A 19,915-nucleotide genomic window follows, 5' to 3' on the forward strand; every position below is an offset into this window, starting at 1 on the left:
TACACTCTGGATGACAAAGTTCGGCGGAAGAACTAAGAGATGCTTAGCAAATTTACAGGTGACGATGGGGCGCTCCTGCGCGCTCCCATTGACTTGCACTGATCCTATTCATCAAAGGCAGGCTGATTAATACCCTAAGCCCACCCTCCTCCCGGTTCTCCAGTCGGAAGCTGCCATCGTGAAGATCAATAATCTCCCGACATAGCGGCAACCCGATACCACTGCCTTCTTTCTTAGTAGTATAGAAAGGCACCAGTGCCTGAGACATGACCTCCGAGTTCATGCCGCTGCCTCTGTCGGAAACCGAAATATGTGAGTGCTCCTCTGAATGCCAAACCTTTATTCTGACATCGCTGTCGGGAGAACCTGATTCCTTGGCATTTTTAAGCAGATTCACCAGGACTTGCTGAATCTGCGTGGCATCAAAGTAGCCTGGCGTCGACGGTAACGCCGTTTCATCGAGTTCAAAATGCGAAATTCTCTTCAGAGACTCAAAGAGCTCTGACCATGGTACGAGTTGCCGATCAGGCTTGGGCAGCTTGACCACATTGGCATAACTGCTCACAAATCGGCTCAGGTGTTCACTGCGTTCCGAGATGGTATCCAGTATCTCCCTGAGGTATTCATAACGCTGCTTTTCGATGGCAACCTTGCCCGAATGGGCCATGGAAGAGATAGGAGCGAGTGAGTTGTTGAGTTCATGACTGATAACACGGATCACCTTCTTCCAGGTATTGAGCTCTTGACGCTGAAGTTCGCGGGTGAGCTTTTTGATCAGCAGAAGTCGATGTTCAAGTGAGTTGAGTACAAAGCGACCGTGACTCAGATGATAGGTTTCCTGTACGCCATTGTCCTCCAATGTGAACAATCCGTCCTGACCACTGCGGATCAATTCGCCGACGATCGGAGGTATTACGTCCAGCAATGGCCCCAGCTTCAAACCTGTAATGGCTTTGCCAGCATTGACAATATGCCGAGCCATGGCATTGGAGTAAACAATCGTGCCGTTGTGATCAGTGAGTATCAGCGAGAGGGAGGTGTTCTGAATCACCGTGTCCAACAACAGTTCACGCTGGTAAATGGTTTGACGTTCCTTACGCAGCTTTTCCGTAACGGTGTTGTAAACACCCAGTATATCGTCGATCTGGTCGCGATCGGATTTTGCCAGGCTTACGCTGAAATCGTTGTCCAACAGATTATGCAGACCGTTGTGCAATGCCTCCAGGCGGGTTCTGTCATGGCGGCTGTGCCACCGATGGAGGATAAAGCTGAGCAACAGAGAAACGATCACAGCGGCGGCCAGCCCCAACCACTCGAAACCCAGTCTGGCACCAATGCTGTAGAACGTCAGTGCCGTTATGAGAGTGGTTAGCCAGAGGCCTATGACCGACTGAATGTCGCGCGGGGTCAGTTGCATAACAGAGGACCTGACTTATTGCTCACTGGAAGACTTCTGGTAGGAGATTCCGTACTTGTCCATGCGCCGATACAGCGCCTGCCTGGACATGCCCAACTGGCGAGCGGCCTGGGCAATGACTCCGCAATTGATCTGTAGTACGTATTCTATCATTTGCCGTGTCGGCTCCACTTGCATACGCGACTGCATCGACGATTGAGCGCCTGCTTCCAAGTCCAGGCCGAAATCGTCAGCCTCCAGTATGTCAGCTCCGGAGACCAGCAGCGCTCTTTTACAGGCATTTTCCAGTTGTCTGACGTTACCGGGCCATGGGTACTGCAACAGTCTGTCGACGGCTGAGGGCGACAGGTTTTTCTGTCCCCCCAGAAAACGGTGCAGCAAAGGAAGGATGTCGTCTTGGCGCTCGGCGAGGGGGGGCAGCCTGAGCTCAATGACATTGAGCCGATAAAACAGATCCTCTCGAAACGCTCCATCACGAATCGCATCGGGCAAATCAGTATTCGTTGCACTGATCAGACGCACTGTGCATCGCCTCGGCTGGCTGGAGCCCAGGCGCTCAAACTCGCCGCTCTGTAACACCCGCAGCAGTTTTGCCTGGCCGCTAGCCGACATATTACCAATTTCATCCAGAAACAAGGTGCCGCCATCGGCGCTTTCAAAGCGGCCCACACGGGTTTTGGTTAAACCGGTATAAGCACCGGGCTCAGCACCAAACAACTCCGCCTCCAGCAGTTCATCGGGTAAGGCACCGGCGTTGACTCTGACAAATGGACCGTCGCTGATCTGAGAATTGGCCTGGATAACTTCAGCAATTTTTTCTTTACCCGATCCATTGGGCCCTGTAATCAAAACGGGTACGTCGGAACGAGCGACTTTAACAGCGAGCTCGACAAGGCTCTGCATCTGTTCGCTTTGGTAAATCAGTCCACACAGATCATATTGTTGGCGGAGATCCTGCTGTGCCAGCTGCTGTGCATTCGCTCGCTGCATTTGCTCACGTTGCAAGCTTTCCAGCGCCATCAGGTTGTTGATGGTGGCAATCAGTTTGGCGTCGTCCCAGGGTTTGGCGATATAGTCGGCTGCGCCTTCCTTAATTAACTCAACCGCCATTTCCAGTTGAGTCCAGGCCGTAATCAGAATAATGGGCAGATCTTGACGCCGCTGCCTGATTTTGGAGAACAGCTCCCGCCCCTGCCGACCGGAATTCTCTCCCTCGCTGAAGTTCATGTCTTGAATGACCAGAGAGATGCTCGCATCGTTATCGATTCGCTCCAACCCCTCGGTCGGCGAGACACAGTAGTCGTTGTCGATGCCCTGCAGGGTCAGGAGCATTTGCAGCGCACTGCCAATAGAGGGGTTGTCGTCTATAATCAGAACCTTGGACATGGGTTATCCGGTGATGGCCTCCCTGGGAGGAATCCGTGACGCCTTTCTGACTGGAAAAAAGGCCGCTGTTAATGTAATCAACAAGATGAACATAGCAGCCACGGGGATGTACCCCCAGGGTAGCGGTTCAAATCCGTAAGACTTAACCATATAGGCGCTGGAATAAAATGCAACCACTGTTCCAAGGCATGCCGAGCAGCCCACCAACAAAGTATTCTCTACCAAAAAGTAGCGCATCACCGCGGTGCGCGTTGCCCCCAATGCCCGGCGAATACCAATCTGCCGGCGGCGCTGATTAACCCAAAAACTGGTTAAACCCAACACACCCAAGGCATTGACCACGGTAATCATTGCCAATACTACCGACAGCAGTGTGATCATCGCATAATCAGCGGCGTAGGCGTTTCTGGCTATGGCGTGCATGGTCTTGCCATTGTCAACGATGCGACGGCTGTTGAGATTACGCAGCTTTGCGGTCAAGTCTTCCATCAACGCTTCCTCGTTGTGTTCATTGACCCTGACCAGATAATGCACTGAATCTTTCATTTCCAGATGGGGATAGATCAGAACATTGTGCGGGAACTGCCAATTGAGAAAATGGCCGAACATGTTCTCGATCACCCCGACCACTTGGTAGGCTCCCGACTCACCTTCATAGACGGTTTTTCCTAACACATTGTCTACACCCGGAAACAGGCGTTCAGCCAACGCTTGGGTAATAATCACGGAGCCACCGGTGGGCCAAGCCATTCGATCGAAGCGCAGATACTCCTCGGGATGAAAGTCTCGCCCCTGTATCAGCCTCGCTCCCAGCGTTTGCAGGCCGCTCTCCGTCAAGCGGATGACCGATGCCTCTGACGATGCTGCGGTCGGGGGGCGTTTGCCCTCATGCAAGGGTTCATTGCTGAAACCGGAGGTGCCACCGCTACTCGACATGGGCACGCCGGAGATGGCAATAGCGGATTCCACGCTGTTTTGAGACAACAAAAATTCGACATCCGTTGCTATGGTTTCATTCAGGCTGCCCCCATCATGTTCCTGTTTAACCCAGATTCTGATCAACCCGTCGAGGTCAATCCCCGGGTCGCGGGTAATATAGTCATAGCGTTGATAGGTATAAGACATGGCGTTGCTGATGATCGCAATGCTCAGTGCCAGCTGCAGTATGATCAATACCGGAGCGGCCGGTTTACGCACCAGGCTTTTTAGTATGGGGCCCAGTTCTAACATAGTCTTCTCCTGCCTTGCGGCGTGTTGTGACTCAATCTGCCTTTAGATACAACGCGGGTGCCGTGCGACCGATCTTTAACGCCGGCAGGAATCCACAAAGCACCCCCGTGGCCAGGGCCAGTACAACTGCAAAGCCATAGGTTTGAAGGTGCACGGTCGCCACCTCATCGTAACTCTGGTACATCATGCGAATACCTTCCAGGCTCAGTGCAGAAAACGCCAGGCCAAGTACCGCTCCGACACAGGAAACCAACATGGCCTCGGTCATATGTTGCAGGAAGATGGATCCCCTGTCGGCACCCAATGCCCGTCGTAACCCCGCTTCGGGGGCATTGCGAATAAACTTGGCCAGCAACAGAACCGCTGTATTCATCAGGCATACCGACAAAAAGGCAAAGGAGAACCCCAAGAGCATTCGATCATCGTCAGTAACCACCTTGTAGATTTCCAACCACTGCCGGGGCGATTGCAAGTGATAGTCCTGAAACATCCGATATCGTCCCAGTTGCTGTTGTTGTGCGATGTAGTTGCCTATGAACGTTTCGAATTCGGCTTTGTTTTGAGCAGAAGAAAAGCCGGCCCAGGCGTAAATCCATACGATTTCGCTGGCGAGAAAATCCTGCCGGGTACGGATTTCTTCGTGCTTCCAGCCGGACATATTGCCCCAGTTGGGAAACTCCCGTTTGGTTACGCTGAAAAAAGGCAGGTACAGTTTGGGAGCTTCTCGGAATGGATTGCCGTGCAAATCGTATATCGACGGCGTCGGATGCCAGCGGTCTTGCACCACACCGACAATGGTATAGGGCTGACCGTCCAACAATACGAACTTGCCAACGGAATCATTGCCCAGAAACAGTTTGTCATTGATGGCTTCCGACAACACCACAACTCGCTCGCCGTTAGCGTCCTCCTCTTTGGGCCAGGCGCTGCCATAGAGAAAGACAGCATCAAACATAGTAAAAAAGTCTCGCGTGACCAAGCGGGTTTCTTCCACCGAGGCGGGCAGCTGCAGGTCTGGCGATTTTACGTTGACACCGGTATTCGCCGTGAGCACAACCTGTTCGGCAACCTCGGCATCGTAAACTGCCTTTGCGTCCATGTAGGTTAGTGAAACCGGTATTCCGTTATTGTCCCAATAGCCTTCCTGGTGGCCCCAACTGTTGAGCTGTATTGCGGCAATACGATCGTTTTTGTGCGCCATGGGGTTATTGGACATTACGGAATAGATAGTCAGCATGGTGAGATTGGCAGCAATACCCATGGCAACCGCCAACACCATCATGGCGGAAAGCCAGGGGGTACGTTTGAGGCTGATCCACGCCAATTGCGTATAGTAGAAGAACATGGTTAGCCTCCTAGGCCGGCTCGGAAATTGATGCGATGGCATCGCTGTGGCCCTGGTACATTTTGAAGTCCGTAACCTGGCCGTCGACAATCTGAATGTTCCGCTGCGCCCGACGCGCCAAATCGGGATCGTGAGTGACCATAATGATCGTCATACCCTCGCGATTAATATCTTCCAGCATTTGCATCACTTGGCGTGCCATCAGCGAATCCAGATTCCCCGTCGGTTCGTCGGCCAGCAGGAACCTTGGCTCGCCGGCCAGCGCGCGGGCGATGGCAACCCGTTGCTGCTGACCACCCGACAATTGTGCAGGCACCTGTCTGGCCCTCGCGGCCAAGCCCACTCGTTCCAGTGCTTGGGTGATTCTTTGCTTCCTCTGTGCCGCGGGCATGCCGCGATAACGCAAGGGCACATCGACGTTGTCATAGAGATTCAGGTCGGAGATCAAATTAAACCCCTGAAAGATAAAACCGACTTTTTGGTTGCGAATCCTGGAGCGGGCGCGGTCGTTCAGTGTGCCGACGTTTTCTCCGTCGAGGTGGTACTCACCGCCATCAAAGGTTTCGAGTAGCCCGGCGATGCTGAGTAATGTGGTTTTACCCGAACCGGAGGGGCCGGTGACGGAGACAAATTCTCCATCCTCTACTTGCAAGTCAAAGTCACGCAAAGCGTGGGTTTCAATCAATTCGCTGCGATAAATTTTTTTGACAGACTTCATCGATAACATAGGTCATTCCCCTAGTCGCTGATTATCAGTTGTTGGTCGTCGTTGACGTAATCTAGAGCCGATATAATGATGGTGTCACCCTCTTCGAGCCCATTGACAATCTCCAGCTCCCGCAAATTGCGGCTTCCCGTTTGTATGTTGACCCGCTCAGCCGTTGCACCCCGTACCCGGAAGACCTCTCCGCGAAAGTTATCGAAGAACGAACCTCGACTCACCTTTAAGGTGTTTTCGATTTTTTGCAAATATATGCTGACGCTGAGTCGCTGGTTTTGGCGTAGTGGCTCGGGTGGCGGTTGCAGAAATTGAATTCGGGTAACCACTTCACTGTTGGTCACCTGCGGAGAGATAGCCGTCAAGCGAGCAGCATATTGCGTGGCACCAACGGAAACCCTGGCTTGCATTCCCGCTTCTAGGTCGTGAGCGTAGCTCTCGGAAACACGAGCCTCTATCTCAAAGGCGTTCTGGTCCACCACCGTCATCAACGCTTGATTAACGGTAACGGCCTGACGCTGTTCAACAGCCACCCGCCCAATCAACCCATTGACGGGCGAGCGGATTGACAGCTCCTTGACCCGCCGCCGCAGTGCGTCTACCGCCAGCTGCTGGCTTTCGATCTCCAATACCAGGCTGGCGTCCTGGAAGTCCAGACTCTCTTTTTCCAGACCGTTGTTTTGTCGCGCCTGTTGATAAACAAGCTCGGCCCGTGCCAGATTGTCGCCGGCTTCTTCGTGATCGAGATTGCTGATCAACGCCAGAGCAACGGCCTCGTCTGCCCGTCGTTTTTCCCGACGCATGGCTTTCAGATTCACGCGGGCGAGGTCTTGGTTTTGTTGCAGCTCCAGTTTTCGGCGTTTGTTGTCGATCTGGACACCGCGATGTTGCATGTGCAGGCGTTTAAGAACGGCCTGCTGCTGCGCCAGGTTTTCGTGCAGTGCGGGACTGATGATCCGGGCAATCACCTCCCCTTGTTTGACCACATCACCCGCTTTCACTTGTAGCTGTACGATACCCGACTCCTGAGCGAACAAGGTCGGACTGCTGGCCGCTATCACGTAGCCCTGGGCAACCAGCTCCCGAACCAGATCGCCACGTTCGACGTTTGCAAACCGCAGAACATCGCCAGAAATGACACGGTCCGCGCTGGCAATGACCAAGTGTTGCCAGAGCATATAGCCCATAAACGCAATCGCCAGCATAGCAGCACCTCCTTTTTTGGCGCGGGAGGCGTAGACGGATCGCGGCGTTATCAAGGTGTCCTGGCCGGAGGTATCTCGAATCATGGTGGTCATATCAGCTCAGCATTAACAGCATATGCCATCTGTATAACAAGGACCGTGCCATTATCCCCTTATTGAGATAACGCAATGATTTTTATAGAGATTTTATTGCTGGAAAACGGGCGATGCACAACAATGTGTCCGCTAAAAGTGTCCGAAGTGTCCGCCATAGATGGAGACTGCCAACGATACCGCAGAACAGTAGCAAACTATTTAACCGTCAAGATGGATCGCTGGTTTTTACGAATGAAATTATAAAAGTACTTGGGAATCAGCCGCGAGCCCGCTTCACTCGCTCGAAATGCCCGTTGAAACGCTTCGAAAAATACGGGGTAGTCACTGTGCTCCACCATCAATTCGGTGGAAACCACCCCTCTTAACACCTTCGAAGGGTACCAAGAGTTGATATCGAGCCCTTCCAAGGGAATCCGCCGGCGTAAGAACGCTCGAAACAGAGAGAATTGAGAGAGAACCACATCGGGGGAATGGTACTCGCCAAATAGGAATGGGGCCAACTGGTTGTCGATCAGTTCTTGCCAATAACCTGCATTCAGGAGTGTTTGCATTTCGCTTTGTGAGGGATACCACTGAGTGCTGATTCGGACCCCCTCTTCCGACTGGTAGGACTGCTCAACGTCGGACGAACGTAAATAGGCTACGAAAGCACGGTCACTTTGATCTTGCAGTCCATGAAATTGTTGGTATTGCTTGAGCGCATTGTTTATAAATTCTGTCGAGTAACCGACTTGTTTCAGCACTAACAATGTTTCTGATGTTGGTGTCCAGGTTGATCCGTCAACCCTGCATTGAGGCTTCACTCCTCCGGCTCCAGCAGTGCTTGCATTTGCCGACGCAGTGCCAGGTTGTGAGCGCTGTTGTCCCCAACAATCTCATCGTGCCGGTCACGCCAGATGGTAATCACTGGGTAGGTTTTTAGTCGCCGCTTTTTGAGGGTGCGGGTCTTGCGATAAATTTCTTCCGCCAGTTCCTTGTTGAGTTCGAGCTGATAGTAGTATCCGTTCAACCAGAACACGCCGTTGGGAATGAGCTTGCCCTTTTCATCGTATTGGAAACGCACCGACTCAGCGTGTGGTTCCTGATCTTCCATCTCATCTTGCCGTCTCGCTACGTTATAAAACTGGCGCTCAAAGTTGTCCAGCCTGGAAGACGGCCGCACCCGTTGGTGGAAAATATCCAGTGTATAGCGATGATGGTCGCGACCATAACCTTTGTCTCGAACACCAACCGTCGGTTTAACCCAGTTGTTCAGACGGTGAACCAGATCCAGACGCTCTCGCTTTAGAGAATCGTGTGAAATAAAAGCCAACTGCGGAGAGGTCATGGCATTAAAGATGAGAGGATGAAACTTAACGACAAAGTAGCGCTCTTCCATCAGCTGTGTGGTTTGCCCATCCTCATCCACCCTTTCATACCAGTCTTCAGCGGAATAAAACTCGGTGATGTAGCTATAGTCACCTTTGGTGAACCGGCTGTCGGGCATATAACGTTGTCGCCAGTATTCCGACTGCGTGGCATCGACACTGAATTGCGTGTCCTTAAGGCGCTCAACCATCCGCAATACATTGTCACGGTTTTCCTTAACGTTAGAGACCAGTCCTATTTCTCGAGTTAATTCATAGATATCAAAAAAACAGTATTCGTTGATCATCTTCGCTGGAGCGGGATCATTGAACAAGTCTGATTGTTTATCGTCATTGGCTTGTTTTAACATCCCGTTAAGCGCTTGAATCACACGCTGATCGGAACTGTACATGATGCCAGCCCCTTCCTTGGTGGAGGTGGCCGTGGTGATATCGACGTAATCGTTTTTCTTGATGAAATAGCGACAGTTGATCAACTTCTCTTTATCGGCTCTTGAGCGGGCTGCCGCTTCGAGAATGCCGAAGGCCCCTTCGGTGTAAGGTACAACATCGCCCTCCCCTTCCAACCGTGTGATGCCTTTACCTTCTAGAAACTCTGAATACACCACCAAATCGTTGAGTTTCGGTCGCCCCTGCGGCGACGGTGATTTGTTGGCGGCTGCCTGTAAGTGAGCTAAAACGCCGCTGAGGTTGTTGAGCTGGTGTACGGTGCACTTTCGGCGTTTTCCTGCAATTTCTCTGTATTCGGGATAAATTCGCATGGAGCCGACACTTTCGAGTTCTTGCACTCTACGGCTGATCATACTGTTGGCCGTCGACAGACCTTTGCTGGACTCACCCCCGCTGCCTGGAACAACGTGCGATTGCAGCGATTGGTTTAATTCTTCTCGGTTAAGAACCCTTTTATTTAGCGCTACTGAGCCATTGATCATGGCAACAACAAACTCTTTCAGCCCTGAACCTTGTGGTATAGAGAGTAGCTCGTGCACAGATTGAGACACTTGTGGCTGAATTTCGTAGAGAGCTGTTGGTCGCGGCATGGCTTTTGAGGATGTACTTTTGGTTGTGAGGATGAACTTATCAGTTAGCCACTGTTGGATCAAGTCTTTTGAGGTTGTACTTATGGGTATATCTAGATGCGTTGCTGCCCTTTAGGGGATTCCCAAAGATATTGATCAAGAGAGAAAATACAGAGTAGTAAGAATAAACCAGAGTAAATCTGAATAAGCCGCAGTAAAACCAGAATATTTCTTTAGAATCATTAGGTTATGGTAAGGGTACGATAAGTTACCTGCGTAAATAATAGGTAACCTGCCCTTTTGCATAAGTTACTCGCATTTGCATGAAAGTCACCTGCGTACATTTATAAGTAACCTGCCTTTTTTGAAAGTAACTTGCATAGTTTAATAAGTTACCTGCGTTTTTTATAAGTAACTTGCCTTCTGAGGGATCTCACTGCTGAAATGTGGCTGAACTCATGGAAAAACTGCCTTTTTGGCCTTTTCTTGCCAATGAAATCAGGCAGTTGAGGCAGTCAGGTAGACTTATACGCGCCGCGCCGCCCTTTTCCTTGCAATTTAATAAATTCCAGGCAAAATCTCTAAAATATTTAAATTCTGGCTTTTCCTAGAGGATTTTATTAAATGGCTCTCGATAATCTTCAAAAAATTGAAGAAGTGGATCGCTGGATCGATGCGTGTGGTGACTACCTGGAAGGCCAACAAGAGTTCGCCAATGAGTTTGTTGAACCGCGTCGATACAAAGGCAATGAATTGGTAGAGGTCGTCGGCGTTACGGCATTGGCGACGATCCATACCGCTGAGAAAGAGGGGCGTTTGCCGCCACCGGATCTTAATGAGAACAATCGGCGTTTAGGCGCCACCTTGGGGCAGGTCCTTACCATGCAGGATTACTTTGGGACCAGCCCTTGTCGTCAGTCAGACGACGAGCCCCAGATTCTCAGTTTTATTAACTTCAAGGGAGGGTGTTATAAAAGTACGACGGCACTCTACGCGGGCTCCTACTACGCCAATCTGGGGTATCGTGTATTGCTGGTTGACTTGGACCCACAGGCATCCCTGACCTTGAATACGGGGTTATTCCCCGATGTGGATTCTTCCTACGAAAGCTCCTTGGCGCCTTACATTATTGAGGATGTCGATCATCCGCTGGAGAACGTCGAGGCGGTGGTTCGTAAGACTCATCTGCCGAATATGGACATTATCCCCGCGTGTCTGGATCTTGCGGGTGTCGAGTTCAGTCTCTCTAACGAAGTGGTTGAAAGTCGCATTACCCAAGACAAGGCTGCAATGGCGGGGGTGTTTTTTCGGGTTCGCGAGGCGCTCTCATCCATTAAGTACAACTACGACCTGGTGATCCTGGACGGTACACCGAGCCTGGGGCTCTTGCCGCTGAATATTATTCTGGCTTCTGATACCGCCATTGTACCCGTCCCGACGGAAGCGACTGATTTCGCTTCCACTCGCTCGTTTTGCAAACTCTACAAACAGCAGGCGGAAATCTTAAACGACGCTTTTGGCGATGATGTTCCTTTGCCTGACATGTTTGTGCTTCCAACTCGCTATTCGCCCTCGGAGCACAATGCAACCGTGAGTTCGCAAGAAATCTTGAACGCGGTGCGTGAAATCTTCAACGTGAAGTGTCTTGATACCGTGATTCGCAAACATGAATCGGTGGTGAGTAATCTCAGCTTTTTCAGGCGTACGGTTTTTGATGTGAATGCGGGAGATTGCAATGTTTCCAGGGATGCCCGGAAGAAGGCCATCGCGAACTTTAGTACGGTCTTTAACGAAATTCTGGAAAAAGCGGTGTTTCCTCACTGGGAATCTAAGCGCGTCTGGCGGGAAGAAAGAGGGATTGTGTGATGGCTAAGGTAGACATGAGTAAATTCCGGGCTAAGCGTTCGGAAGGTCAGAAGAGTAACGGGGAGGGCAATGCCACTGCTAACACCAAAACACCTCGAACCGAAAAAAGCACTGCGTCGCCTACGTTAAGCCGTGCACCGAAAAGCGGTGCATTTGGAGGCAAAAAGACAGAGCGAAAGTCCATTCGGCTGCCGGTAACGGGGGCAGACATAGACCTGGTTGCTTCCTCGGTGGATCCTGACTCCTGTTTGATCCACAAGAACAATCGACGTATTCAGGCGCTGCTGACGGAAGACAATCCGAAAGTGGTTAAGCTGAAGAACGCCATCGAGAAAGAAGGGCAGCGCGACCCTGTTCTGGCACGAATGATTGAGGTCGATGGTGAAAAACGCGTGGAGATCATCGACGGTTCACGTCGTCGATTTGTCTCGCAGCTGTTAAAACAGAGCCATCCGGACACAAAACTCAGGGTCTGGATTGGGCATGGAATTAGTGACGCCGATGCCGACTATCTGACGCGCTCGGAAAACGAAAACCGCGATGACATATCCGCTTGGGAAACGGCCCAACACCTTAAGAAACAATTGGACGAAAATCCGACTTGGACACACGATGTCCTCGCCGCTAACGAAGGCATGGCTCGACAGACGGTATCAGATTATCTCGCTTTGGCGGAGGTGCCACTGGCACTTGTGCAGCTGCTGTCTTCACCTGACTTGTTGAAGGTGAGTACTGGTCTTCAGATCGTAAGGTCCATCAAAAGCCTCTCCGTCAAGGAGCTGAAACAGCTGAGCAAAGCGCTGGAGAAAGAAGCGCCTTTTGGCAAGGCCAATGAGCTGGTGAAGGCCATCAAGAGCCTGCATAAGCCCGCCACCGCTACCGAGAAACCCACGGCCAACAAGAAGATTGAAATCAAATCGGGCGATACACTGAGGGCAGAGATTGGCCGTAACCGCCGAGTGCAAGGGCAGTATAAGATCGATCTGTACGATCTGACAGAAAGTGAATATGAGGCCATCTATAACGCTCTCGAGAAACTGCTTAAATAGCCATATGGCCTTTGGCCGGAGTCCGGCCAAAGGGGCTGTTTTTAGCTAACCTATTGAAATAACTAGAAAAATAAAATATCACTCCGTGCAAAAATGCACTTTTTCACCTAAGAGCATCAGTGACACCATTGCAACAGTCGTGGTCAGCGAGAGATGTTTAACGTGAAACATTCACTCGATATGATGCTTGTCCGCCTTCTGAATCAGTCGTGCAACGGGAGGCGATGATCACAATGTTCCTACGCTATTTTGTACAGATGCCAAGCCGGCCGTAAACTGTGGATTTGTCGACAACGCACGAGACAGGTGGTGCTTGAATAAACCGAAATAATCCTATATTAAGAACTAAACGCAAAGGGATAAGCGCATGTTGGGTATTACGACCGCCACACGGCTGAATGTCAGATCCAAACCAGACGGAAGCAGCAGCAAGCGTGGTTTTTTACCGAAGGGAACGGTAATCACCATAACCGGGCAGATCGATAACTGGTTCGAAATTAAATATCAGGATTTCCCCGCCTACCTCTCTTCGCTTTATGTAACGCCATTCACCGGTAACAGTCACTTCAGCGCCAGAGTTACCGCGAACCTGCTTAATGTCCGGTCCGATCCCAGCGTTCGAAGCGCCATTATCGGCCAACTGCCAAAATCTGCAGCTGTCACGGTTGTCGCGTTGCACCCCGATTGGGTCGAAATCGAGTTTAATGATCGGGTAGCATTTATTGCCAGGGACCACGTGGAGCTGGACGGTATCGACAAACTCACACAGGGAATGGTAACGGCACGTGCCTTGAATGTTCGTGGATCCCCGCACAGAGATGGGGCCCTCCTCGGGAGACTATCTCGCAATGCTCGCATTTCCATTCGCGGCCGAAGTGGTGAGTGGCTGCAAATTTTCTTTAATGGCCAACTGGGGTATGTGCATTCCACTTACATAACCGAGCAGACGCAGTCTGAAAGCGGATCGTTTGGATCAGAATTACCCCAGGAACCCGAGCCCTCACCCTCTTTAGTTACGACCCATATCTCGCCGAGGGAGCCAACCTTGCTGGCACCTGCCCGGCAGTTACCCCTAACGGGTGATTCGGTATCCATCAAAGTGTCGCGAACCTGGAACAAATATGGCGCCTTGCTTCAGACGCTATGCGAGGAGATTACTATTGATGTGGCCAGCGCTGTGGCGGTGCTCTGTGTCGAAAGTTCTGGTGAGGGGTTTAGCGCAAGTAATAATGATCGAATGATCATCCGCTTTGAAAACCACAAATTCTGGAAGTATTGGGGCAAACTCAATCAGCAGCAGTTCAAGCGTCATTTTGTCTATAACAGCTCCAAAGTCTGGACTGGCCATCAATGGCGTCCGGATAGCGACGACCCATGGCAGAAATTCCATGGTAACCAAGTGGAAGAGTGGCGCGTATTGGAGTTTGCTCGGACCCTATCCAACGATGCCGCCTTGATGTCCATCAGTATGGGGGCACCGCAGATTATGGGTTTTCATTACCAACGCATTGGTTACCCAACAGCAGAGGCCATGTTTTCGGATTTCAGCCAGAATATTGAGGCCCACATCAAAGGCCTGTTTGCGTTCTTTGACACTGCGATGATCAACGCACTAAAAAGCAGTGATTTTGAAACTTTCGCGGGTCGATACAACGGCAGCGGGCAGAAGGAGAAGTACGGCCGCTGGATAAGAGATCATCACAAAGCGTTCAGTAGTCTCGCTTTTAATCACAGTTTGTTGAATTAACAAGGAAGCTTCTCATGAGCCCGTTAGCCTTCATCAGCGACATTTTTGCTCCAGCAGCCAAACTCATTGACGACGTTCATACCAGCACTGAAGAAAAGGGGGAAATCAGGGCCAAGATCAAGGCTCTTGATCTGGAGATCAAAAAAATCGAAACCGAATTCCGCACTACGGTGATCGATTACGAAACCAAACTCATGGAGAATCAAAGTAAGATCATTCAGGCAGAGGCGACAGGGCAGTCGTGGATACAGCGAAACTGGCGCCCACTGACCATGCTGACGTTTGTGGGCTTGATTGTCCTGTTTGCACTGGGTGTCATCGAGCTGAAGGATGAATTTGCCAAGGAATTCATGCGCCTGGTGCAAATCGGTCTGGGTGGTTATGTGGCTGGCCGTTCAGCGGAGAAGATCTTCCGGGATCGCCGACTGAGTGCCGGCAAGGAGGAAGGTGCCGTGGGCTAGCGGATACAAATCCAGCTTAATCGCCGGAGTCGGTCTTACGCTCATAGGAGGGACTGTCATAAATCTCCCAGTGCTCCTCTGAGCGATACTCCAATGCATACTCGATCCTGCGCTGCTCAATACTCTTGCCAAACACTTCATAGTGCACATTAATCATAATGTCCTTGAGTGCTTCATTGTTGGTCAACCCAATTTGCACGCCTGCCAGCATATAACCTTCTATACGGGCTTTATTGATTTCATTGGCTTTGGAGGTGTGTCTTAAGTCCTGATAAAAATCGCGCAATTGTTGTTTAACGGATTCCAGAAAAAGATCGGATTGGGTCATGACGGTAATGTGCTCCTCTTGGTTCCAGCGGTACTAGTTTGGGAAAGTTACTTCCTAAACACAAGTGTAGAGGAGGGGACTACACTAAAGCGCAGGTTCCGTGGTCTTCTCGGTTTGATCTGTGCCTGCGGAAATTGATGGCTTCGACTGCACGGCCGCATTAATAACCGCTTGCAGCGACGCACCGACGATGTCTTTGTTTCGGGCAACGCCGATATACCGTTGATTATCGACAGATACCAGAACATAGGTCATGGCCTGCGAATCCGTGCCGGTGTGCAGCGCATGCTCACTGTAATCGAGAATCTCCACGTGTTTGCCAAAGCGTGTTTGCCAGGCGCTAGTGAGCGCGCTGATGGCTCCAGCGCCTCGTCCCTGTAAACAGACATTCTCCCGGCCATAGTTGAAGTGCAAAGTCAGAGAGTCCAGGCCCTGATTCTGACTGGCATCCTGTTCGAGCGTAAAATTACACAGGGCATTATCGCTGGAGCAAGCGAGATAAGACTGTTCGAACACCGCCCAGATTTGCTCCGGACTCAGTTCGCCTGCCATCGCCTCTGCTTTGGCCTGTACCTTGCGACTGGCATCGATCTGCATCCAGCGCGGCAGCTGCAAATTATAGTCGTTCTCCAATACCCAAGAGACGCCTCCCTTGCCTGACTGACTGTTGATGCGAATGACGGCTTCGTAACTGCGACCCAAATCTGCGGGGTCAATGGGGAGGTAGGCAACATCCCACAATTCGTTGGGCTCTTGTATCGCCATGCATTTCTTAATGGCATCCTGATGACTTCCGGAAAATGCCGTAAACACCAAGTCTCCGGCATAGGGATGCCTTGGGTGTAATGGAATGTTGGTACATTGCTCGACGACGGCGATAATTTCGTCCATCTGAGACAGGTTCAAACATGGATCCACGCCCTGGCTGTAAAGATTCATCGCCATGGTCACAATATCCATGTTTCCAGTGCGCTCTCCATTACCCAGTAAGGTTCCTTCAACACGATCGGCACCTGCCAATACGCCCAGTTCGGCAGCCGCCACCGCACATCCGCGATCGTTATGGGTGTGGAGGGAAACTTTGTATTCTTCGCGATAGCGGCTGGTCTGACAAAAGTACTCCACCTGATCGGCATACACATTGGGACTGGCACATTCTACCGTTGCCGGCAGGTTGATGATCATGGGGCAGCCGGATTCGCGCCATTCAGCAATGACAGCATCACAGACTTCCACTGCATAGTCCGTTTCGGTCAGGCTGAAACTTTCAGGTGAATACTGGAACGACCATTGTGTCTGAGGATGTTGGGCGGCATAGTCGCGAACCCAACGTGCGCCCTGAATGGCGATGTCTTTAACGCCCTTCTTATCCAGCCCGAATACCTTTTCCCGTTGGGTGGGGTTGGTAGAGTTATACACGTGAACCACAGCTCTCTTGGCTCCGGCCAGGGCCTCAAAGCTGCGGGCGATTAACGCTTCCCGAGACTGCACCAGCACCTGGATCGTCACATCGTCGGGGATTCGATCACCCTCGATCAGAGCACGTACAAAATCGTAGTCCGGCTGCGAAGCAGACGGAAATCCCACTTCGATTTCCTTAAATCCTACTTTTACCAATAAATCCCACAGACGCAGTTTCTGCTCCACTGACATGGGTTCCACCAGTGCTTGGTTACCATCTCTCAGGTCGACGGAGCACCAGTCGGGCGCCACATCGAGTGTGCGGCTGGGCCATTGTCTGTTGTTAAGGGCGGGACGGACGGCGGGTTGATACTTGCGATGGTCAAAACTCATGGTGTGGATAGCCTGTGGCAGGTGGGGTGGGAAAGGGGAGCCCGGTAAACCGGGCTTTTCCGTCATTGAAGATTCCGGGTAGGAATCGGGTCACGCAATCGGGCCGCGGGGTGATGCAGGCCTTTTGGCGATGGGCCGGAGCGGTAACTCCAATGTTTGTAAAGTGTATGGCAGGCGTTGGGGTCAATGATTGCGAATCTGCTGCTCCAAGGGATTGATTTTCATTGAATATTGCTCAAAAATAAATAATTGGGCAATAATCTGCTTTAATTGTTGTAGTTCAGCATTTTTCTGAGGTTTGACGTTAACTCTATGGCAGAAATCACTCAAAAACTGGATCGCTACGATCGCCAAATCCTAGAGGTACTGCAAAACGATGCCCGTCTGAGTAACCAGGACCTGGCGGATCGCATCGGACTATCGCCGTCTCCTTGCTTACGTCGAGTCAAGCGTCTGGAGGAAATCGGGTTGATCAATGGTTATCGGGCGATGCTCAATGCCCGTTCATTGGGTCTGAAATTGATGGCTTTTATCCATATCAGTATGGATAGACATACGCCGGATCGCTTTGAGCTGTTTGAATCTCACGTGCTGGAGTTGCCGGAAGTGTTGGAATGCCACTTGATTACGGGGCAGGACGCAGACTATATGCTTAAGGTCATCGTTGAGGATATGGACGAATTCCAACGACTGCTGTTGGAGCAGATTACCCGTATCGACGGGGTTACTGGCGTCAATTCCAGTTTTGTTCTCAAGTCCCCGGCGAATCGTACGGCTTTACCGATATAAATGCTGACTCTTGGGAGGAGTTGGAGGAAAGTTGTTGGCGCTGTGATTATTAACGCGATGAACAGCAAATGGCGATGATGCTTCACAATCATCGCCATTGTAGGTTATAGAATTTTCGTGGCTTCTAAGCCGCAGAACGACTTGGCAATGTATAACTGATGGGGCGAGTTTGATCTTTTATTGACCAGCCCTGAGCGATATCCTCGCAGGCGCTGTAATAGCGTTGCCCGGCAAACCCACGAATGCGGGCCTTCTCTGACTCGAACCATTCCGCTTCAAAAGCCAATTCCACCTCATTGAGCCCCAAGTAAAACTGACAGTCGTTGTCATCCTCGATCAGAAACCAGTACAGACTGCAGTCATCAATGGAGTATTCAACACCGCGCTCATAGAGGGCTTCAGTGATATTACGCAGGGCGGGGTCCCGCTTTTCGAGGCCACTATTGAGCACTTTGGCACCCTGGTATTCAAAACCCGGATTTCCGTGATAGATGGACTTCAGGCGAACAGCAATTACTTTCACGATCATATGAGAATATAGCCATGTGGAATTTGGTGGTTGCGGCGGATTTTAACACATAGTGATTTGTGGAGAGAAGTCGTATACGCGCCATCTGTTCGCAGCTGTGGATCGATCCACTTACACTGCTTGGCGATAAATTACTTGTTCTGCTCGCGGAGACTCCAAATTAATCACTCCTGTCATCCTCAATGAACGCGGGCAATCTTTTCCCTGTCCTGTGCGTAATCGAAAAGTTTAAAACAGAAGAGTCGTTCCTGGCCTGGACGGTCGATGTGATCATTCGACACTGACAGGTCAAACAACTCGGCCGGCGTGTTGCCATAAATCTCAATTAAAGCATTTGCCTGATTGCCGTCAGCAAAAGGATATGAGCAGAGGGATCATCTGCTGCTGGATAATCAGGAAAAATCAGGAATGACTGATAGATGTGGTTGAGACGAAACCAGGGCGGTTTTCGAACTCAAGCAAATACGAGCGCATCCACGACCAATATGGTATAAAACCGCCCTAATACCGTAAGTAAGAGAATACCCGTGGTTGAATGCGAAATAATGGGCGAGGGGTTGCTCCCCGTATCGGACGGAGAAGGCGACGAAGGTATCGCCATGGTACGGATACGCGAGCGCCGCTCGCGGTTGGAGTTTGCCGTACCAGCCGGTGCACTGCGCTCAGGTCAACCGATTGTCTCACCCTATGGAGGTGGTACCGTGGTATTTGAAGGGCAGCCACGCCCAAATGATTTGCTGCAGGCCGATTTGATGGCGGGGCACTTTGGCATCACTGGTGAGCATCCCGACCACCCGCTGGAGGACTGGCGTGAGGCTGTCGCCGAGGAGGAGACGCGGGATTCCTACTGGAACTGGGTGGCGCGGGAGATCAAGAATACCCAACAGGATTTTTTTGAGTTGCAGTAGGGGACGTCTAAGTGCCTCATCTTCTATAATTCCGGTCAGAGTCAGGGGGCATGGTCAAAAGCGTAGCCAATAATATCTCAGGCAAGATCGGCGGATGAGGCGTCGCTGGTCACACTGCCCCATCGTTTGATCCACCTCAATACACCTGGCCCATCCGTTTGTCATACTGATGCTGCTCCAAGAACCCAGTCAGATCTGAAGGAGGTCAGTATGAGCTTAATTCCACGCAACTCCTTGTTTGATTTTGATCATTTCTTCGACCACTTCCGGGCACCCGAAGTGTTCAATGACAATGTCAGTGGAACATTCAGCCCGCGCATCGAAGTCAAGGAAAAGAAAGGCCACTATGTGATTAGCGCTGAACTGCCCGGAGTTGACAAGGACGACGTTCATGTCACTCTTGAACACGGCATTCTCACTCTGGAAGCCGAGAGCCACCAAGAAGACAAGGAAGAAAAAGACGGACGAATCATTCGCCAGGAGCGCCGTTACGGCAAATTTGTCCGCAGTTTTAACCTGGGCCACGATGTTCAGGAAAAGGACATTAGCGCCAAGTTCAACAACGGCGTGCTGACTCTCAGCGTACCAAAGCACGAGTCTCCTGTGGAGTCCAGTCGTCGTATCAGCATTCAGTGAGTCTTCACATCGTGCCTGCGGTAGC

The 19,915-nt window shown here is 51.2% G+C and carries 18 protein-coding genes; 7 read left to right on the forward strand and 11 right to left on the reverse strand.

All coding sequences use genetic code 11. From position 1 onward, the window contains the following. Positions 1-52: 52 nt before the first annotated feature. The 8 genes from HBA55_RS32275 to HBA55_RS32310 form a co-directional block, all read right to left on the reverse strand. On the reverse strand, positions 53-1,417 hold the full coding sequence (locus HBA55_RS32275; protein WP_166999874.1) for a sensor histidine kinase: 1,365 nt from the start codon (positions 1,415-1,417) through the stop codon (positions 53-55). 15 nt (positions 1,418-1,432) lie between these two features. Beyond that, positions 1,433-2,803 carry a sigma-54-dependent transcriptional regulator gene (locus tag HBA55_RS32280; RefSeq protein ID WP_166999875.1) on the reverse strand — a complete coding sequence of 457 codons (1,371 nt, stop codon included), beginning with the start codon at positions 2,801-2,803 and terminating at the stop codon, positions 1,433-1,435. 3 nt (positions 2,804-2,806) lie between these two features. Continuing rightward, complete coding sequence (locus HBA55_RS32285) at positions 2,807-4,033, reverse strand: ABC transporter permease (RefSeq protein ID WP_166999876.1); 1,227 nt, start codon at positions 4,031-4,033, stop codon at positions 2,807-2,809. 31 nt (positions 4,034-4,064) lie between these two features. Then, complete coding sequence (locus HBA55_RS32290; protein WP_166999877.1) at positions 4,065-5,378, reverse strand: ABC transporter permease; 1,314 nt, start codon at positions 5,376-5,378, stop codon at positions 4,065-4,067. A 10-nt stretch (positions 5,379-5,388) separates the two neighbouring features. Further along, positions 5,389-6,105: an ABC transporter ATP-binding protein gene (locus HBA55_RS32295; protein WP_166999878.1), complete on the reverse strand. Its 717-nt coding sequence runs from the start codon at positions 6,103-6,105 to the stop codon at positions 5,389-5,391. Positions 6,106-6,116: 11 nt separating this feature from the next. Beyond that, complete coding sequence (locus HBA55_RS32300) at positions 6,117-7,394, reverse strand: efflux RND transporter periplasmic adaptor subunit (RefSeq protein ID WP_166999879.1); 1,278 nt, start codon at positions 7,392-7,394, stop codon at positions 6,117-6,119. A 197-nt stretch (positions 7,395-7,591) separates the two neighbouring features. Then, positions 7,592-8,140, reverse strand: coding sequence for a hypothetical protein (locus HBA55_RS32305; RefSeq protein ID WP_166999880.1), 549 nt, complete (start codon positions 8,138-8,140; stop codon positions 7,592-7,594). 56 nt (positions 8,141-8,196) lie between these two features. After that, complete coding sequence (locus tag HBA55_RS32310; protein WP_166999881.1) at positions 8,197-9,567, reverse strand: hypothetical protein; 1,371 nt, start codon at positions 9,565-9,567, stop codon at positions 8,197-8,199. A gap of 840 nt (positions 9,568-10,407) precedes the next feature. Between HBA55_RS32310 and HBA55_RS32315 the strand changes: the two genes are divergently transcribed. The 4 genes from HBA55_RS32315 (at position 10,408) to HBA55_RS32330 (ending at position 14,906) form a co-directional block, all read left to right on the forward strand. After that, the gene (locus HBA55_RS32315; RefSeq protein ID WP_166999882.1) at positions 10,408-11,649 is read left to right on the forward strand and encodes an AAA family ATPase; all 1,242 of its coding nucleotides are present in this window, start codon (positions 10,408-10,410) and stop codon (positions 11,647-11,649) included. Further along, positions 11,649-12,698, forward strand: coding sequence for a ParB/RepB/Spo0J family partition protein (locus HBA55_RS32320; RefSeq protein WP_166999883.1), 1,050 nt, complete (start codon positions 11,649-11,651; stop codon positions 12,696-12,698). The genes HBA55_RS32315 and HBA55_RS32320 overlap by 1 nt, the downstream gene beginning before the upstream one ends. Before the next feature lie 367 nt (positions 12,699-13,065). After that, on the forward strand, positions 13,066-14,445 hold the full coding sequence (locus HBA55_RS32325) for an N-acetylmuramidase domain-containing protein (RefSeq protein ID WP_166999884.1): 1,380 nt from the start codon (positions 13,066-13,068) through the stop codon (positions 14,443-14,445). Positions 14,446-14,459: 14 nt separating this feature from the next. Continuing rightward, the gene (locus tag HBA55_RS32330) at positions 14,460-14,906 is read left to right on the forward strand and encodes a 3TM-type holin (protein WP_166999885.1); all 447 of its coding nucleotides are present in this window, start codon (positions 14,460-14,462) and stop codon (positions 14,904-14,906) included. Positions 14,907-14,922: 16 nt separating this feature from the next. Here the strand turns inward: HBA55_RS32330 and HBA55_RS32335 are convergent, their stop codons facing one another. Together HBA55_RS32335 and leuA are read right to left on the reverse strand one after the other, a co-directional pair. Then, positions 14,923-15,234: a hypothetical protein gene (locus HBA55_RS32335; protein ID WP_166999886.1), complete on the reverse strand. Its 312-nt coding sequence runs from the start codon at positions 15,232-15,234 to the stop codon at positions 14,923-14,925. An 84-nt stretch (positions 15,235-15,318) separates the two neighbouring features. Continuing rightward, positions 15,319-17,094 carry a 2-isopropylmalate synthase gene (gene leuA, locus HBA55_RS32340; protein WP_338109496.1) on the reverse strand — a complete coding sequence of 592 codons (1,776 nt, stop codon included), beginning with the start codon at positions 17,092-17,094 and terminating at the stop codon, positions 15,319-15,321. Between the two features lie 246 nt (positions 17,095-17,340). Between leuA and HBA55_RS32345 the strand changes: the two genes are divergently transcribed. Next, positions 17,341-17,817 (forward strand): Lrp/AsnC family transcriptional regulator, encoded by a 477-nt coding sequence (locus HBA55_RS32345; RefSeq protein WP_166999887.1) that lies wholly within the window; start codon positions 17,341-17,343, stop codon positions 17,815-17,817. Between the two features lie 124 nt (positions 17,818-17,941). Here HBA55_RS32345 and HBA55_RS32350 read toward each other — a convergent pair whose 3' ends face one another. After that, complete coding sequence (locus HBA55_RS32350; RefSeq protein ID WP_166999888.1) at positions 17,942-18,346, reverse strand: hypothetical protein; 405 nt, start codon at positions 18,344-18,346, stop codon at positions 17,942-17,944. Positions 18,347-18,873: 527 nt separating this feature from the next. On the opposite strand from HBA55_RS32350, the gene HBA55_RS32355 reads away from it, so the two are divergent. Both HBA55_RS32355 and HBA55_RS32360 read left to right on the forward strand, forming a co-directional pair. Next, on the forward strand, positions 18,874-19,254 hold the full coding sequence (locus HBA55_RS32355; protein WP_166999889.1) for a hypothetical protein: 381 nt from the start codon (positions 18,874-18,876) through the stop codon (positions 19,252-19,254). 210 nt (positions 19,255-19,464) lie between these two features. Further along, entirely contained in the window at positions 19,465-19,890 is a 426-nt protein-coding gene (locus HBA55_RS32360; RefSeq protein WP_166999890.1) for an Hsp20/alpha crystallin family protein, read from the forward strand. The last annotated feature ends 25 nt before the right edge of the window (positions 19,891-19,915 follow it).

The sequence above is a fragment of the Pseudomaricurvus alkylphenolicus genome, from assembly GCF_011683955.1.
Taxonomy (GTDB): Bacteria; Pseudomonadota; Gammaproteobacteria; order Pseudomonadales; family Cellvibrionaceae; genus Pseudomaricurvus; species Pseudomaricurvus alkylphenolicus.

Coding starts and splice junctions, on each gene's coding strand:
- HBA55_RS32275 (WP_166999874.1), bottom strand. CDS start 1,417: ATGCAACTGACCCCGCGCGACATTCAGTCGGTCATAGGCCTCTGGCTA.
- HBA55_RS32280 (WP_166999875.1), bottom strand. CDS start 2,803: ATGTCCAAGGTTCTGATTATAGACGACAACCCCTCTATTGGCAGTGCG.
- HBA55_RS32285 (WP_166999876.1), bottom strand. CDS start 4,033: ATGTTAGAACTGGGCCCCATACTAAAAAGCCTGGTGCGTAAACCGGCC.
- HBA55_RS32290 (WP_166999877.1), bottom strand. CDS start 5,378: ATGTTCTTCTACTATACGCAATTGGCGTGGATCAGCCTCAAACGTACC.
- HBA55_RS32295 (WP_166999878.1), bottom strand. CDS start 6,105: ATGTTATCGATGAAGTCTGTCAAAAAAATTTATCGCAGCGAATTGATT.
- HBA55_RS32300 (WP_166999879.1), bottom strand. CDS start 7,394: ATGACCACCATGATTCGAGATACCTCCGGCCAGGACACCTTGATAACG.
- HBA55_RS32310 (WP_166999881.1), bottom strand. CDS start 9,567: ATGATCAGCCGTAGAGTGCAAGAACTCGAAAGTGTCGGCTCCATGCGA.
- HBA55_RS32315 (WP_166999882.1), top strand. CDS start 10,408: ATGGCTCTCGATAATCTTCAAAAAATTGAAGAAGTGGATCGCTGGATC.
- HBA55_RS32320 (WP_166999883.1), top strand. CDS start 11,649: ATGGCTAAGGTAGACATGAGTAAATTCCGGGCTAAGCGTTCGGAAGGT.
- HBA55_RS32325 (WP_166999884.1), top strand. CDS start 13,066: ATGTTGGGTATTACGACCGCCACACGGCTGAATGTCAGATCCAAACCA.
- HBA55_RS32330 (WP_166999885.1), top strand. CDS start 14,460: ATGAGCCCGTTAGCCTTCATCAGCGACATTTTTGCTCCAGCAGCCAAA.
- HBA55_RS32335 (WP_166999886.1), bottom strand. CDS start 15,234: ATGACCCAATCCGATCTTTTTCTGGAATCCGTTAAACAACAATTGCGC.
- leuA (WP_338109496.1), bottom strand. CDS start 17,094: ATGACGGAAAAGCCCGGTTTACCGGGCTCCCCTTTCCCACCCCACCTG.
- HBA55_RS32345 (WP_166999887.1), top strand. CDS start 17,341: ATGGCAGAAATCACTCAAAAACTGGATCGCTACGATCGCCAAATCCTA.
- HBA55_RS32350 (WP_166999888.1), bottom strand. CDS start 18,346: ATGATCGTGAAAGTAATTGCTGTTCGCCTGAAGTCCATCTATCACGGA.
- HBA55_RS32360 (WP_166999890.1), top strand. CDS start 19,465: ATGAGCTTAATTCCACGCAACTCCTTGTTTGATTTTGATCATTTCTTC.